Raw genomic sequence first — 15,472 nt, forward strand, 5'->3', positions numbered from 1 at the left:
TCTGTCCCCCTGGCTCAAACCTTAATGTTACGCCCCTTCCACTTCACTGAGTGGAATATGTTGACGCGGATGAAGGAGTATAGATAGATTCCTGCGAAGAACACGAACAATACCGGGTAAAAGGGGAAGATCGCCCATCTGAAGTTGCCGACTCTGCGGGCAAACCATGCTGTTTGAATACTGTAGAGGATATACAGTGCTGCACTGAATATCATGGCTGCAGGGTTCCATTCAGTTATCGAAGAGATCAATGCTCCTGCAGCGATGAAGCTGCCGGCGATCCAGAAGATGACCATCAGCATGACGGCGGGATGAGTGGATTTGCTGCCGACGGCAAAGCTTTTGCACCAGCCTTCGATAAGGCTGCCCAATCCTTCCGGATACATGCGCAAGGAAATAATCCCTTTGCCGCCGAGGCAGCGGACCGGGAGATCATGCTCCAGAAATGCCTCACCCAGTGCCAGGTCATCCATGATGGCTCCCTCTATTTTTTTATGCCCTCCGCTCAAAAAGTAATCTTCCCGATTGCAAAGAATGCAGGGTCCGAACGAGCCGGCGGTTTTAAATTTTGACCCCCAGATTGTAAATAGATTCATCCCTACCACGACAATGATGTTAAATACAACGGAGAGGTGTTCATACAAGCGCTCAACGGTATGAAAGGGCTGTAATGCCACAATGCCCCTGGCTCCCTTGCCCTGATAGAAATGGAGCAGATTTCTCAGCCCGTCCACGCTGGTGAATTTTGTATCTGCGTCTAAAAATAATAGCCAATTTCCTTTGGCCTGTTCAGCACCCTGCCAGCAGGCTGATGATTTACCCGAGCCTGTATTCTTCAAAACCCTGGCACCATAGCTTTCCGCAACAGCCCTGGTATTGTCAGAGGAATCGTCATCAATGACCAGAATTTCAAAGTGCCTGTAGCACTGCTCCTGCAATGACAGCAGTAGCGGTGATATCCTGCCTTCTTCATTCCTGGCTGGGATAATGATGGACAGAAACGGGATATCCTCCTTAAGCCTGGAGGAGAAAACAGGGACCGGCAAAGACCAGAACATAATCATGCCAACGATAAATGCCAGAAATCCAATAGCAAGATTAATTGCTTCTGCAGCAGCCATACCTGCCTCCTTCCCCTGTGTGCCGGCACACAGCTTTTATGATCTCCGGCCTGCCTCTATTTTGCTGAGTAATCATATAGATTGCCTGTATCGTCCTGTATCAGTTCCTGTGCGGTGATCCTGGCGGAAAGCAGCACGATCGGGACACCCGCGCCGGGATGTGTGCTGCTTCCTGTAAAGTACAGATTTTCACAAGTGCTGGCCTTGCTTTGCGGACGATAGTGGTTGCTTTGCTTCAAAATGGGCTGTAAGCCGAACGTGGCACCATTATAGGCATTGAATTTCGACTCAAAGTCTTGTGGTGTTGTATACGTTTCGGTGACAATCTCATTTTCAATATTTTCAAAGCCGCGGATTTTCTTCAATTCACTCAAGATATAGCCCCGGTAATATGAAATGGTTTCCTCGTTCCATTCATAGTCTGCTGTAGATTTGTCGGATACGGGCATCAGGATATACAATCCATCCTTCCCCTCGGGTGCAAGGGAGGGATCCATTTTTGAAGCGATGTATACATAAAAGGAGGCATTGTCCAATTTCTTTCCGGAAAAAATGTCCTCCAGATTCTTATTAAGATTTTCGTTGAAAATAAAATTATGTACATGGTCGATTTCTTCATATTTGCGGTCCATGCCGAGATATAACAGAAAACATGAGCAGGAGTATTTCATGCTGTCGATTTTTTTGTCGGTATATTTCCCTTTGGCTGCCTTGTCTTTCACCAGATGCTTCATCGCATGCGGGAAGTCGGCATTGCAGACAACATAATCTGAGGAAACCTTTTGGCCATCCACGATGATTCCATCTGCCTCTCCATTTTGAATGGATATTTCCTGCACATCGCTGCCATAGTGAATGGTTCCCCCCAGTTCCCCGAAGAGCCTCTCCATGGCCAGGGCCATCGTATACATACCGCCTTTAATAAACCATACTCCATACAAAAATTGAATCATGGGGATCATGGTATAAAAAGAAGGGCTTTTAAGAGGGGAAATGCCTATGTACAATGTCTGAAAACTGATCAGCTGTTTCAGCCGTTCATTTTTGATATATTTTCCTATGAACGTATCGGCCGTGTCATATGGTTTCAGTTTCAAGGCTTTCTTCAGCATTGGGAGGTTATAAAAATCAGACCTTTTGCGGAACGGCCTTTGAAGAATGTGATGCTTCGCGATGACAAAGCGCTTGTAAATTTCCTGCAGATACTGAAAAAAGCCTGCCGTGTCTTCTTCGCTGATTGATTCAATTGTCTTTGTCAATTTGGTAAGATCTGATGAGATATCAAAAGGCTTGTCGGGAATATCACTAAAATAAGCCCGGTAAATCGGGTCCAGCTTTTCCATTGGAATATAATCATCCGGATCGCGGCCGCACAATTCGAATATTTCCTGATATAATTCCGGCATCATGACGATGCTTGGCCCCAAATCAAATTTGTAGCCATCCAGTTCAATCCGGTTCATTTTGCCGCCGGGTGTCTCTCCTTTTTCATATATCTCCACCTGGTATCCTGCATGCTGCAGCCTTATGCTAGTGGCAAGCCCGGCTACACCCGCACCAATGACAATAACTTTCTTACTCATCTAAATCCCTCATTTCCAAACAATATTCCGCTTCATCTTTTAGAAGCAATGCTAGTCATGCGCCCCCGATTGTAGCGTTGAACCACGATAATGGGAAGATTGAAACCAAGTGCATACAGAATCATTGCCCAGCCCGCCCCTGCCGGATTCCACAAGAAGAACAGCGGGGCAGGCACGATGGAAAGCCAGTGCGTCAATTCCGCGCGCTTTGTTTCCGCCGCAAAGATAGTCAAGTCCCTCGGTCCGATGCCATGCAGCTCCTTTTTACTGTATCCTTTTTTGAGAAAAATCGTGCCATCTATCAGATAGCCTTTCCATTTTTTCACCCGGAATAAACGCTGCCACAACTCACCTGACTTTTCCCAGGAGAAAATCCGGAACCAGAAAGTGTCTTTTAGAAACCAGGATAAAGGCAGCTTCAGGCAAATGGCCGAAATGGATAGATGAAAGAAAGCCCATGCAAGTACATCAATGACCATGATCCAATGAAACGGGAGTGAAGCAATCATGATAAAACTCCTTATTATGATGAGGCTTCTATTAGAGCAGCCATTTTCTTAACTTTTTCAAAGCTTTCATATTTGTATCAGAATATGGCGGGAATTTACCTTGAAAATGGATGTAATGATGTGTTCTGTATTCTGTTTTTTCATAACTGAAAGCCAGAAAACCCGCTTTGCCGTGATAAGCTCCGTATCCGCTTGTCCCTACTCCGCCAAATGCGATATGCGGACTTGCGGCATGGTGGATGACTTGATTGACGCTGATGGTTGATGACCGCATATGTTCCTTGAACAGCTGGATGTTGTCCTTGTTCTTGCTGAAAATATATCCTGTAAGTGCATCACGCTGAATCCTGCCGCTGGATAATAATGTTCTCATGTCTGTATAAGGAATGACCGGAAGGACAGGGCCGAATATTTCTTCCTGCAGGATCGGACTTCCCGGTTCTATATCCGTCAGCACGGTCGGGGCAATGAACCGGTCGGAGCGATCATAGGACCCTCCATGCCGGACATCACCCTGTCCGATAAACTTAATCACCTTCTGAAAATGATCATCGGTGCAGATCCGTCCATAATCACTGCTTTCCCTGGGCTGCTCGCCATAGAAAGCAGAAACCGCTGCAGAAATTTCATTCAGCGTTTTTTCATAAATGGACTCATGGACAAAAAGGGTGTCAGGCGCAATGCAGGTTTGTCCCGCATTCAGGAACTTACCCCAGACGATTTCCTTGACGGCCTCTTTTGAAAACCCTGTTTCATCGATGATGCACGGATTTTTCCCGCCGAGTTCGAGTATCACTGGAGTGAGCTGCCTGGCTGCCTGCTCTGCCACAGCCTTCCCTGTCTGGCCGCTGCCTGTAAAGAAAATCAGGTCAAATGGGGCTGCAGTCAACTGGCTCGCGGTCTGTGCATCTCCCGTCACAACAAGCAGCTGTTCGGGAGGAAATGCATCATTGATGATCTTTTTCAGCAGTTCAGCTGTTGCCGGTGCATGTTCAGATGGCTTGATCACGCAGCGGTTCCCCGCGGCTATTGCGCCTATGGCAGGCATCAGGGAAAGCTGGAGCGGATAATTCCACGAACCGATAATGAGTACACTCCCATAGGGATGCCGCTTCCTTTTAATCGATTCTATATATCCCATTTTAAGATAGCGGGACCGGGATTGCCGGTTCCATTTTGCTATATGCTTGCATATATGATCGATCTCATTTAATAAAACGGCAATTTCAGAGGAAAAGGATTCGAATGCCGGTTTCCCCAAATCTGCATGAAGGGCTCTGGTAAATGCCTCTTCATGGTCCACAATCATGGTTTTCAGCTTTGAAAGCTGTTTTTTGCGCGCTTCAAGAGAGGGGCTCCCCGCCGAAAACAGATCCTCCCTCTGCCTCTCCGGCAATGATTTCAGAGAATGGCTGTCATTGTCAGGCATGGGAAGAATCCCGCTGAACAATTTTCTTGCCTACAAGCTGGCCGCTTAAAGTGACCATAGGCATACCCCCGCCCGGGTTCACGGTTCCGCCGACAAAATATAGATTACTATAGCGTTCACTTTGTTTCGGGTGCTTGAATCCTTTATTTTTCTTGCGGTCTGAGACTGTTCCATAGATGGCACCACGGTCAGAGCCATACATCCGTCTGATATCCTCCGGTGTCCATACATCCTTTGTGACAATATTTTCCCGCAGCCCTTGCAGTCCCATTCTTTCCAGTTTGATAAGGACCTTCTCAGCGAATTGTTCATAGTCCTGCTGCGTAAAAGGCTTCTGATCCCGGATATAGGGAATATGGGGCAGCACTTTAATATTTTCATGTCCGTCAGGTGCCTGCGAAGGATCTGTTTTATTGACGTTGACTAAATAAATGACAGGGTCTTCCGGCAGTTCATGCTTATGAAAGATCGATTGCATTTGCTGCTTCATGTTTTCTGCAAAAAAGAAATTATGATGGCGCAGCTGCGGATAGCTCTTTTTTACGCCCAAATGCATTACAAGGCCGGAACTGGCGGGCTCGAATTTCTTTTTTAATTTTTTCACATAAGAGCTGTCTTCCTCCAGCAATCGTTCATATACCGGTATGACTTCCATATTGGAAACAAAATAATCTGCTGTCAGCACGGTTCCGTCTTCCATAACGGCTCCTGTAATTTCGCCGTTCTTTTTTTCAAGCTTGACGATCTTCCTGCCGAGGTGGAACTTCACACCCACTTCTTCAGCCAGCTTCACCAGGCCGCTCGCCAGATTGTGCAGTCCGCCGGGTACATACCAGACCCCCTGGTCATGCTGCATATAGATCATCATATTCAAAACCGCCGGTGCATCATAAGGGGACGAACCTACGTACTTGATAAAATAGGAAAGCATATCGCGGAATTGTTCATTGCTGATCCGCTTGTCGATGGCTCCATGAACAGTAGAAAATAAATCAAAGTTCCTCAAAGCAGTGAACAGACCCGTATGCTTCATGATTTCTCTCGTTGTATCAACGCCATGCTGAAAGTAGGTTTTATCTGTCAGATCATAAATCCGTTTTGAATAATCGAGCAGATTTTGATATTCCTGCATGTCCTTTTCACTCAGGGACGCGTTCTTCTCTTGCATTTCCTTCAGATCTTCATACAAATCTATGACATTTCCATCAGGAAAAAAGGAGCGCCATTGATGGTCCAGCTTTTCAATCGGGACATAGTCCTTCATGGATTTCCCGCTGGCAGCAAACAATTTTTCAAAAATCTGCGGCATCGTCAGGATGGATGGGCCAAGATCAAATCCAAAGCCATCCTGATCGAGCCGGTTCAGCTTTCCTCCGATATGGTCATTTTTCTCATATAAGGAGACATCGTATCCGGCCTGGGCAAGTGAAATGGCAGCTGACAGCCCTCCGAGCCCGCCTCCGATGACTAGTACGGTTTTATTTTTCAACTGTTAATGCATCTCCTTCCCGCAAATCAAAGACTCTTTTCACAGCAGCATTGATTTGGGCCATTTTCTCTTTTGTGACATAGTTCCGTTTGGTCAGACATTGATATCCATTGTTCCGTACAGCGTCAAGTATGCCCCTGTAAACGTGAGCAGACAAATAGACCGGTATCCGGCTGTCCTCATCCAGCAGCTCTATATTGAGCAAGAAATTGTTATATAATGATTCAGCACGTGCAGCAAGCTTCTCCCATAAGCTGATGAAATTTTCATTGATGATGCCTTTATGTAAATCTTCCTGTGAATATTGAAAATGGCTTAATTCTTCTCCGGGCAGATAGATGCGGTTTTTCTCATGGTAATCTTCGCCAATATCACGCAGAATATTGGTAATCTGCATGGCTACGCCAAGGTTTACCACGATTGAATGCAGATCCGCCGAAGGTTTTGAAGCGATGACAGGCAAAAGCATTAAACCAACAGACCCGGCTACATAGTAGCTGTATCTTTCCAGTTCATTCATTGTGTTCGGGGCGGTAAAGGATAAATCCATGGACTGCCCGTCCAGCTGGTCATAAAATGGGCTGATATCCATTTCGTATGTATTGAACACTTGTCTGAGCGCGCGCCATAACGGCTTATCCAATTCAGCATGATCATTAAACAGATCAAGTTCCTTTTTTAGCTGCCTCAGCAGCTGAACCTTTTTCTTAAATGAATGTTTCCCATCTGCACACTCATCTGCGGTCCGGCAAAAAGCATAGATGGCATAAACAGCATTTGCTTTTTCACGCGGGAGCTGTGAAAAAGCATAGTAAAAGCTTTTGGAATGTTTTTTTATGATTCTTTCACAATAATCAAAGTCCGCTTGCCTTTGCTCTGTGTCCATATTCATCTCCTTTGGATCTATTAACAGATCATTGAAATATGACAGTCCATCAATTGTCTTTTTATCTGCTGCCGCGGAGGTCTGCAGCCTTAAAAATATTTTATACCCTTGTTTCCACCTGCAAAAACTTGGATGTGCTGAAAAGACACATTATACAAGTGGTGCCTCAATTTCCATACGATTCAGCCGCAGCTTTGATTGCAGATGCAACCATCCTCCAGGCCTCTTCGGCACTTTCTTTTGGGCCATTATGGGTGAAAGCATGCTTACAGTCCCTGAACAGCTCCTCTTGAACATTCACCCCGGCTGCTTTTAATTTCTCAGCATAATATTCGGCTTCCGGCCTGAATGCATCGTATTCCGCTATCAGGATAAGAGCTGAAGCTAAGCCCTCACTCACTTCTGCTCGGACAGGGGAAGCGTGGGGATGCTCCGCCTGTTCTTTGCCAGGTACATAGCACATATTTAAAAAATGGGCCGCTTGCGGATATCTGGCGCGCCACTTGTCCGGTTCCGGCTTATCAGCATGCGGGGTGGCAAAATCCAGCATCGGGCAGGACAGCACCTGGAGCAGCGGCTGACTGTCCCCTTTCTCCTCCAAATAGAGACAGAGGGCTGCTGCTATATTTGCCCCTGAGCTTTGTCCGCCAACCATGATTTTCTCCTTATCGATATTTAACTCACCGGCGTTTCTCTTTAACCATTGAATCACTTCATAGCCCTGTTCAATCGGTTTTGGAAAAGGGTATTCCGGTGCTTTTGCATAATCCACATTTATAACAACACATTTTGCCTGATTGGCCAGGTAGCGGCAATAAGGATCATCCATCTCTTTTTCATTCATGATGAATGCTCCCCCATGGAAATTGATATAGACAGGAAAGCTTTCCTGCTCTGATTCCAGCGGATAATATAAGGAAATGCCGGCAGGCTGAACAGAAGTTTCAACTATCACATCTTTTTTCATTTTTACAGGCTGCCTGGTAATCAAAGGGTTCTTTTTTGCTTGATTAGGAAAGAGGCGCAGCATTTTTGCAACCACAAGAGTGAACATAATAGTAACCTCACTTTTTAACATTTTAGCTGGAATGAAACGCATTTATACCTGATTGCTACAGCGATGGATTGTTTTTCATTCCGCGTGTTTCTCTGGATCTCTTTTTTCATTTTTCTTCATTCCCGTTTTCGCTTCCGGGTAATAGTCATGCTGCGAAACATTTTCAAGGATGTGTTACTTTTCTATAAAACTATTCCACAAAAAGAAGCGTGACCCTTCTTTGGAGTTACGCTTGTTATTTGTATGATAGACGGGACACTTTTTCATCTAATAAATGATTGCATGAAATAATTTTGAATGAGCAGGAAGATTCCCCATGCTGCGATTCCCATTATAATTGCCATAGGCAGCTGGATTGCATGTTTGAAGGCGGTGTAAATGACAAGTAGCATAACGATCGTGGCGGGGAGTCCGGATAGAACACCCAGGGTGAAACGGGTGACATTCTGTGCAGGTTCCCCCTGTACAGACAGCCAGATGATGCTCAGCAGACTGACCAGCGGCAAGGCTGCAACCATGCCTCCATATACCGGAAATCTCCTTGCCAATTCCGTTATGATGCCAATGATTGCTGCAGAGCTAAATATTTTGATGAGCATATACATTTATTTGGATGCCTCGCTCAGCAGCTTAAAGGCGTTGAAAATCTGCTGCCTTTCTTCCGCAGACAATTTTTCGAGTGCCGCCTTCAGTTTTCCCCCGTCCAGTTCTGTATTCTTTTTGAGAACCGTTATTCCTGATTCTGTGAGGTGCAAATACACCTTTCGCTGATCCTTTTCATCCCTCTCTTTATAAAGCCATCCGCCCGCTGTCAGCTTTTTCACATGCTCTGAAGCTGTGTTATGCGAAATAGACAGCAGCGAAGCAATATCGCGGATCATGACGGATTGTCTTTTATCTACCATTTGCAGGATGCGTACGCTTTGGTGGGAAATGGGCTCTTGCTGTTCAGGGTGTAGATGGAAATAAATATCGGTAAAGTATTCATTGATTTGATCAATCATCGTATTCCTCCTACTTTAAATCGTTTTTTACGATTATATCGTATATAACGATATAATAACACAGGAAAATACCTGACTGCCATGCAATCAGGTTTCCTAAACTATCTTACAGCTGTCCGGGCCGGTTCAAAAAACTCTTCATAAAGCGCTTTGACAGCCCTACTTTCATCATTTTCTTTTACACCGAACATCATGCTCACTTCTGATGAACCCTGGTTGATCATCTCTATATTTACCTTCGCTGCTGCCAGCGCCTTTGAAGCCCTGGCCATTGTGCCTACATTATGCCTCATCCCTTCGCCGACAACCATAATGAGGGCAAGATCATGCTCAATGACCACTTCGTCTGCCTCCAGCTCTTCCTTGATCCTTGCCGCTATTTGTTCCTCAGCAGCATGATCAAATTGGTGCTGCCTGAGAATAATGGAAAGGTCATCGATCCCCGAAGGAGTGTGTTCATAGGACAATCCGAAATCCTCAAGAATCTGCAGGATCCTGCGGCCGAACCCGATTTCCCGGTTCATCAGATATTTGCTCACATAGATGCTGCAGAATCCTTTATCACTGGCAATTCCGATGACCGGCCCATTTGTATTGTCCCTTTCACCGACAATCCTGGTGCCTGGCGCCTCCGGATTATTCGTATTTTTCACATTCACGGTAATGCCGGCCTTGTAGGCAGGTATCAGCGCTTCATCATGAAATACAGAAAATCCTGCGTATGACAGCTCCCGCATTTCCCTGTATGTGAGTTCCCTGATTTCCTTCGGCGAACTTACCGTGTGGGGATTCACCGAATAGACAGCATCCACATCGGTGAAATTTTCATAAAGCTCCGCTTCAATGCCATTTGCCAATATGGATCCGGTAATATCCGAACCGCTCCTTGAAAAAGTAAGCACATCCCCCTGCTTGCTGTAGCCGAAAAAGCCGGGAAAAATAATGATGCCTTTGCGTTCCCGCAATGACTTTAAATTGATGTAGGCTTCAGGAAGCGCCCTTGCATTGCCGGGTTCATCTGTCACATAAAGCCCAGCCTCCCCCGGATTTACATATGATGCTTCAATTCCCCTGGAAGAGAAATATTCCGCTATCAATCTCGCATTCAAATCCTCGCCGCATGCCTTTACTTTTTCAAGGAAATATTCCGGCCGCTCTTTGCCGGAGGCCATTGTATCGAGGAGCCTGCCCCTGACTTCTTCTGCCTTATTATCAAGGCCCAGCTCCGCTGCTATCCGGCTGTACCGTTCAACGATTTTTTCCAGCTTCGGAGGCATCCCCTCTTTCTCGAGGGCATATATCCCGCAGTCAATCAGCATATCTGTCACTTTCTCGTCCTCCGGGAATCGCTTGCCCGGAGCTGATACAACAATGATCTTACGGCTCTCATCGGCTGCTGCAATCTCAAAGACCTTTTCGACTGCTCGGCCGGAAGCAAGAGAAGAACCGCCAAACTTTACAACCTTCATTTACACATCTCCCATAGCTGCAGTTTCCCTGCTAAAATTTAACTCTTATTATCACGCTTTAAAGCAGAAAAATCAATAGTTTTTCCCTCCGGAAAGCACAAATGTTTTTTACGGGTGTACAAAAGACTGGTTAGTGTTGGGGCTTGAAGTGAATGCAGGTATGCATTGCGCGGATTCCGATGGCGGGATACATGACTTCCTTTTTTTCACACCACTCATGTACTTCAGAACACTCCCGAGATACACGACTCCCTCTTTTCCGAAGCACTCATGTACTCCAAAACAATTCCGGCATACATGACTTCCTCTTTTTCACACCACACATGTACTCCAGAACGATCCCGAGATACACGACTCCCTCTTTTCCGAAGCACTCATGTACTCCAAAACTCTCCCGGCATACACGACCCCCTCTTCTCGACACCACTCATGTACTCCAAAATACTCCCAAGATACACGACTTCCTCTTCTTCCCCCCACCCATGTACTCCAAACCCCAATCCCGCCATATATAACTTGCCCTTCCCTCCGCCAGTCATGTACTTGGCCGCCCGAGCAGGTGCAGGTGCCTGCCAAACAAAAAAAGCCCCGGCAAAAAGCCAGAGCCTGATTCCCACTTATTCTCTCTTCGCTATTTAATCCAGCCTTTCGCCTTTGCCTGATTGACGGCTTCAATCCGGTTGGCGGCACCTAGCTTGCCGATGATTTCGGACATGTAGTTTCGGACTGTGCCATGTGACAAGTACAGCTGTGAGGCGATCTGGGCCATTGTGTGCCCTGCTGCAGCGGATTCAAGTATCTCGGTTTCCCTTGGTGTGAGCGGGCTTTTTTCCTCCCACATGGCAAGGGAAAGCTCCGGTGAAATCATTCTGTTCCCGGCATGCACCCGGCGGACTGCTTCCGCCAGATCCCTGCTTGGGGTATCCTTCAGCAGATAGCCGCCCACTCCTGCCGCGATCGCCCGCTGAAAATAGCCTGGCCTTGCAAAAGTGGTCAAAATGATCACTTTGCAGGAAGATCCAGCTTCCTTCAGCGCCTCTGCCACCTCCAGCCCGGTCATTAAAGGCATTTCAATATCGACGATCAATACATCAGGCTGGTGCTTTTTGACGAGCTCCAGGGTTTGCCTGCCATTTTCCCCCTGCGCAGCCACTTCAATATCTTCCTCCAGCTCAAGCAGAGAGGCGAGTGCGCCAAGCAGAAGGCGCTGATCCTCACCCAGTACAATCCTGGTCATTTGCCATCTCCCCCTTTAAAATCCTTCCCTGATGACCAGTGGAATGCTCATCCTAATAGCCGTTCCTTTTCCTGGAGCTGAACTGATTTGGAGGCTCCCTTCTACAAGCTGGAGCCTTTCCTTAATCCCTGCAAGGCCATTTCCCGAATGTTTGGCGATCACTGATAAATCAAACCCGATGCCATTGTCCCTTACAGAAAGATGAATTTTATCATCTGTTTCGGCAGCTGACAGAACGCATCTGGCTGCTCTGCTGTATTTGACCATATTGGTGATAGACTCTCGCAAGCACATAGCCAGGATCCTTTCCTGGAGCGGAGTCAGGCCGGCTGGCACAGGCATTTTTTCATAAATGAATTCTATGCCGGCAGCCGCACAAAGCGTCTGGGCATGTTCGATTTCCTCTTCAAGCCTGACAAGATTCATATCTGAAACAAGATCACGCATCTCCTTTAAGGCCGTCCGCGCCGTGAGCTGGATGTCCATTGCTTCCTTTTCTGTCCGTACCGGGTCCTTGGAGGCCAGCCGGGCTGTGAGCTCGCTTTTCAGTGCGATCAATGAAAGGGTGTGGCCGAGTGTATCATGAAGCTCCCTCGCAATCCGCTGCCTTTCCTCCTGCTGTGCCAGGCGCTCGATCTGCATATTGGCCACCTGCAGCTGCTCTGACATATCCTTATATTTTGCAGAAGCTTTAACAACGAAAGGAAGGATCGTCCCCCCGAACAATGGCGGACTGATGCCGGAGAGCATGAGGGGCTCAAGATAAAGGCCCGACTGGACCAGGACAGCTGCACTGGCTGCACCAAAGCAAGCACACAGGATATAGATCGTTTTCAGAGGCAGCCTGACCAGATGATTGAGCACCAGAAAGATGAGATACAGATACAGAGGATTATAGAAAAAGCTGAATAACAGTGTCATGCCGACCATCAATGCAATGATGGGAGTTTCATATTTTCTGGACCAGTACAGATGCCTGTAAAAAAAGAGGTAGGCCAGCAGCAGGAAAAAGCCCGCTTCCCTCTTAAGCGGGGCTTCTCCGAGCATGAAATATACAGGCAGTGCAAAGTTGGCCAGATAGATATACGGAGGCCAGCTTTCCGAGGCAGGAAATAACTTTTTCCAGTAAGGATTCACTTATACCGCATCCCGTTTCTTTAGAATATAGCTTGATAGTATCATAAATAAAACCGTGCAGGCGCCAAGATAGAAAATATTTTCCAATGAGATGAGATTGCCTGAAAGCACTTCCCATGCCCCATTTGCATAATGGTAGGATGGCAGCCATTTGCCGATGCTCTGCAGCCACACTGGCAGTGCCTCCAATGGCATCCACAGCCCGCCGGCGATCGCCAGTCCCATTAAGAGGACATTGGAAATCGCAATGGCGGCATCTGCATTCTTCATTGTCCCGACAAGGGCGCCCAGCGCCAGGAACGGAAGGCTTCCGAACAGCAGCCAGATCGTGCAGGCTGCCCACTGCAGGGGAGTCAGGTGGAGATCATAAACAATAGCGGCCAGCGGGAACAGCAGCAGGATGATCAGCAGATGGATAAGCATCTGCGAGGCAACCTTGGCGCTGATCCAGGTGAAGTGGGACAAAGGTGTAAGCTGAAGCTGGCGGATCCACCCTTCCTTCCTTTCAAAAGCAAGGCGGATGCCAAACTGGGAAGTCGCCGTCCCTATCAGTGAAAAAGCGGTCATGGACATAAGTGAGTATGCCCCCCATGAAGTGCCCGCTATTTCCTTATCCGCGCCATTCAAGCTGGCGAACAGAAAGTAAAACACAAATGGCATCAAAAGGGAAAACAGCAGGAAAAACGGGCTTCTGATGATCCGGAGGCTCTCTGCCTTCCATTGGGAAATAAACATGTTCATATTTTACGCACCTTCCTTATTTTCTGAATGCTGATCCTGTATGTCTGTCAGCTGCCTGAAAGCGGCTTCGAGACTGCCTGAGGATACCTGGACATCCCTGATTTCCCAGCCTGATGTAATGATGTTCCGCAATAGCTCATCCGTTTCCCTCGCATATAGAGAATAAGCATTTCCGCTTTTCTCCGCCCTCTCGACGCCCGGCAGTCCATTCAGGAGATTCAGGTCCAGCTCCTGGGAGGAACGGAACGAAACTGTTCTTGATGATACCCTTGCCTTAAGTGCCTGCGGAGTCCCGGAAGCGACGAGCCTTCCTTCTGCCATCACACAGATCTGGTCAGAAACAGCATCCGCCTCCTCCAGGTAGTGGGTGGTCAGAAGAATGGTCTTCCCATCATTCGCAAGCGCGCTGATCACTTCCCAAAAGCGGAATCTTGATTCCACATCCATCCCGACAGTCGGTTCATCCAGAATAATAAGGCTCGGATTTCCGGCAAGTGCCTGTGCGAATGCAAGCCTTCTCCGCTGGCCCCCTGAAAGCGCAGTGGCCTTCCTTTTTTCTTCCTTATGCAGTCCTGAAAGATCCAGCAGCCTTTCATACGATAAGGGATTTTTATAATAGCTGCGGAAAAGCTGGAGGATTTCGCCTGTACGCAAGCCGTCTGCAGGCTTTGTTTCCTGGAGCAGGGCCCCCGTCATTTCCCTGAGCTCCTTGCTCTTCGGCTCCCGCCCGAATATTTCAATCCTGCCAGAGGAAGGCTTGAGCATATTCAGCATCAGCCCCACCGCGGTAGTCTTGCCGGCTCCATTCGGACCCAGGAGTGCTGTAACCTCCCCCGCATTGACCTTCAGATTTAATCCATCAAGCGCCCTGAAGGACCCAAAAGCTTTCACCACATTTTCAAAAACAACTGCCTGTTGCATACTCATCAGCTCCGTCTCCATTAATTAACTTCATTGTAAAACCTTCCAGCCATACTCATTAGTACCTGATGTCATCAAATTCATATGACAAATGTCATTTTCCGTACCTGGTACGCAAAAAAGACACTATTGCCCATTTTGTCCACGGGTGGTGCCTGGCACCTTAAAAAGACACTTTCCCCCTATTTGTCCACGAACGGTGCCTGGCACGCTGGAGCCATTGCAATTTTTTCTATTAATTTCAAAAATTTTCTATATAATAGATGTTGGAAGTAGAGTGCTGCAGGCTTTTGCGGTGCTAAAAAATTATTTGACTGGCTGGAGGCGATTCGAGAATGGCTTATGAAGATGATGTTTTGTTAGATAAAGGCACTAATAAAGCGCCGAAGAAGAAGGAAGAACGGAAAGAAGGGGAACCGACTGCCGCTTTTAAAGGAGCTTCCTGGGCTGCTTTAATGGTCGGGGCTGGGGCTTATCTGATCGGGCTGTTCAATGCGGACACGATGCAGCTGAACGAGAAAGGATATTATTTTGCTGTCCTGATTTTCGGCCTCTACTCTGCGGTCTCTTTGCAAAAGGCGGTACGAGACAAAGAAGAAGGAATACCGGTTACCGGCATCTATTATGGACTGAGCTGGTTCGCACTTATTGTGGCCGTACTATTGATGGCTATCGGCTTGTACAATGCAGGAAGCATCATCCTGAGCGAAAAAGGATTTTATGCGATGTCATTCGTGCTCAGCGTCTTTGCCGCTGTTACAGTCCAGAAGAACATCCGGGATACCCAGCAGGCTAAAGACAGAGATTGAAGCAGCAAAGAACATTGCTTCAGAACAGATCATGACAGTAACCCTGCTGAAAAAATACAAAAAGACTGGCCAGAATTAAT

General features: G+C 47.2%; 15 protein-coding genes. 1 reads left to right on the forward strand and 14 read right to left on the reverse strand.

Features of this window, described 5'->3' with window-relative positions:
• Positions 1-14: 14 nt before the first annotated feature.
• The 14 genes from ABU165_RS10325 to ABU165_RS10390 form a co-directional block, all read right to left on the reverse strand.
• A complete protein-coding gene (locus ABU165_RS10325) occupies positions 15-1,121 on the reverse strand; it encodes a glycosyltransferase family 2 protein (protein ID WP_318060626.1) in 1,107 nt (368 codons plus the stop codon).
• A gap of 56 nt (positions 1,122-1,177) precedes the next feature.
• On the reverse strand, positions 1,178-2,704 hold the full coding sequence (locus ABU165_RS10330; RefSeq protein ID WP_148950578.1) for a phytoene desaturase family protein: 1,527 nt from the start codon (positions 2,702-2,704) through the stop codon (positions 1,178-1,180).
• 32 nt (positions 2,705-2,736) lie between these two features.
• A complete protein-coding gene (locus tag ABU165_RS10335) occupies positions 2,737-3,213 on the reverse strand; it encodes a glycosyl-4,4'-diaponeurosporenoate acyltransferase CrtO family protein (RefSeq protein WP_129613619.1) in 477 nt (158 codons plus the stop codon).
• A 31-nt stretch (positions 3,214-3,244) separates the two neighbouring features.
• Positions 3,245-4,642, reverse strand: a complete 1,398-nt coding sequence (locus ABU165_RS10340; RefSeq protein ID WP_148950579.1) for an aldehyde dehydrogenase family protein — start codon at positions 4,640-4,642, stop codon at positions 3,245-3,247.
• On the reverse strand, positions 4,635-6,131 hold the full coding sequence (locus tag ABU165_RS10345) for a phytoene desaturase family protein (protein WP_318060627.1): 1,497 nt from the start codon (positions 6,129-6,131) through the stop codon (positions 4,635-4,637). The genes ABU165_RS10340 and ABU165_RS10345 overlap by 8 nt, the downstream gene beginning before the upstream one ends.
• Positions 6,121-7,017 (reverse strand): phytoene/squalene synthase family protein, encoded by an 897-nt coding sequence (locus ABU165_RS10350; RefSeq protein ID WP_249276801.1) that lies wholly within the window; start codon positions 7,015-7,017, stop codon positions 6,121-6,123. Before ABU165_RS10350 ends, ABU165_RS10345 begins: the two co-directional genes overlap by 11 nt.
• A gap of 166 nt (positions 7,018-7,183) precedes the next feature.
• Positions 7,184-7,984: an alpha/beta hydrolase gene (locus ABU165_RS10355; RefSeq protein WP_262383068.1), complete on the reverse strand. Its 801-nt coding sequence runs from the start codon at positions 7,982-7,984 to the stop codon at positions 7,184-7,186.
• 353 nt (positions 7,985-8,337) lie between these two features.
• Positions 8,338-8,679, reverse strand: coding sequence for a DUF3147 family protein (locus ABU165_RS10360; protein WP_101551916.1), 342 nt, complete (start codon positions 8,677-8,679; stop codon positions 8,338-8,340).
• Positions 8,680-9,078, reverse strand: coding sequence for a MarR family winged helix-turn-helix transcriptional regulator (locus tag ABU165_RS10365; RefSeq protein ID WP_101551918.1), 399 nt, complete (start codon positions 9,076-9,078; stop codon positions 8,680-8,682).
• Positions 9,079-9,179: 101 nt separating this feature from the next.
• Positions 9,180-10,547: an aspartate kinase gene (locus tag ABU165_RS10370; RefSeq protein ID WP_035401868.1), complete on the reverse strand. Its 1,368-nt coding sequence runs from the start codon at positions 10,545-10,547 to the stop codon at positions 9,180-9,182.
• 631 nt (positions 10,548-11,178) lie between these two features.
• Positions 11,179-11,784: a response regulator gene (locus ABU165_RS10375; RefSeq protein WP_318060628.1), complete on the reverse strand. Its 606-nt coding sequence runs from the start codon at positions 11,782-11,784 to the stop codon at positions 11,179-11,181.
• 15 nt (positions 11,785-11,799) lie between these two features.
• Complete coding sequence (locus ABU165_RS10380; protein ID WP_318060629.1) at positions 11,800-12,921, reverse strand: sensor histidine kinase; 1,122 nt, start codon at positions 12,919-12,921, stop codon at positions 11,800-11,802.
• A complete protein-coding gene (locus tag ABU165_RS10385) occupies positions 12,922-13,662 on the reverse strand; it encodes an ABC transporter permease (protein WP_009792330.1) in 741 nt (246 codons plus the stop codon).
• 3 nt (positions 13,663-13,665) lie between these two features.
• Positions 13,666-14,589 (reverse strand): ABC transporter ATP-binding protein, encoded by a 924-nt coding sequence (locus ABU165_RS10390; protein WP_022543319.1) that lies wholly within the window; start codon positions 14,587-14,589, stop codon positions 13,666-13,668.
• 329 nt (positions 14,590-14,918) lie between these two features.
• Between ABU165_RS10390 and yiaA the strand changes: the two genes are divergently transcribed.
• Complete coding sequence (yiaA, locus tag ABU165_RS10395) at positions 14,919-15,392, forward strand: inner membrane protein YiaA (RefSeq protein ID WP_009792332.1); 474 nt, start codon at positions 14,919-14,921, stop codon at positions 15,390-15,392.
• Positions 15,393-15,472: the final 80 nt, after the last annotated feature.

The organism is Cytobacillus sp. T106 (genome assembly GCF_040492155.1).
In the GTDB taxonomy this organism is placed as follows: domain Bacteria; phylum Bacillota; class Bacilli; order Bacillales; family Cytobacillaceae; genus Bacillus_AB; species Bacillus_AB infantis.

Bases quoted from the DNA above. Each gene is read 5' to 3' on its own strand.
- ABU165_RS10325 (WP_318060626.1), bottom strand. From the start codon at position 1,121: ATGGCTGCTGCAGAAGCAATTAATCTTGCTATTGGATTTCTGGCATTT.
- ABU165_RS10330 (WP_148950578.1), bottom strand. From the start codon at position 2,704: ATGAGTAAGAAAGTTATTGTCATTGGTGCGGGTGTAGCCGGGCTTGCC.
- ABU165_RS10335 (WP_129613619.1), bottom strand. From the start codon at position 3,213: ATGATTGCTTCACTCCCGTTTCATTGGATCATGGTCATTGATGTACTT.
- ABU165_RS10340 (WP_148950579.1), bottom strand. From the start codon at position 4,642: ATGCCTGACAATGACAGCCATTCTCTGAAATCATTGCCGGAGAGGCAG.
- ABU165_RS10350 (WP_249276801.1), bottom strand. From the start codon at position 7,017: ATGGACACAGAGCAAAGGCAAGCGGACTTTGATTATTGTGAAAGAATC.
- ABU165_RS10355 (WP_262383068.1), bottom strand. From the start codon at position 7,984: ATGAAAAAAGATGTGATAGTTGAAACTTCTGTTCAGCCTGCCGGCATT.
- ABU165_RS10360 (WP_101551916.1), bottom strand. From the start codon at position 8,679: ATGTATATGCTCATCAAAATATTTAGCTCTGCAGCAATCATTGGCATC.
- ABU165_RS10365 (WP_101551918.1), bottom strand. From the start codon at position 9,078: ATGATTGATCAAATCAATGAATACTTTACCGATATTTATTTCCATCTA.
- ABU165_RS10370 (WP_035401868.1), bottom strand. From the start codon at position 10,547: ATGAAGGTTGTAAAGTTTGGCGGTTCTTCTCTTGCTTCCGGCCGAGCA.
- ABU165_RS10375 (WP_318060628.1), bottom strand. From the start codon at position 11,784: ATGACCAGGATTGTACTGGGTGAGGATCAGCGCCTTCTGCTTGGCGCA.
- ABU165_RS10385 (WP_009792330.1), bottom strand. From the start codon at position 13,662: ATGAACATGTTTATTTCCCAATGGAAGGCAGAGAGCCTCCGGATCATC.
- ABU165_RS10390 (WP_022543319.1), bottom strand. From the start codon at position 14,589: ATGAGTATGCAACAGGCAGTTGTTTTTGAAAATGTGGTGAAAGCTTTT.
- yiaA (WP_009792332.1), top strand. From the start codon at position 14,919: ATGGCTTATGAAGATGATGTTTTGTTAGATAAAGGCACTAATAAAGCG.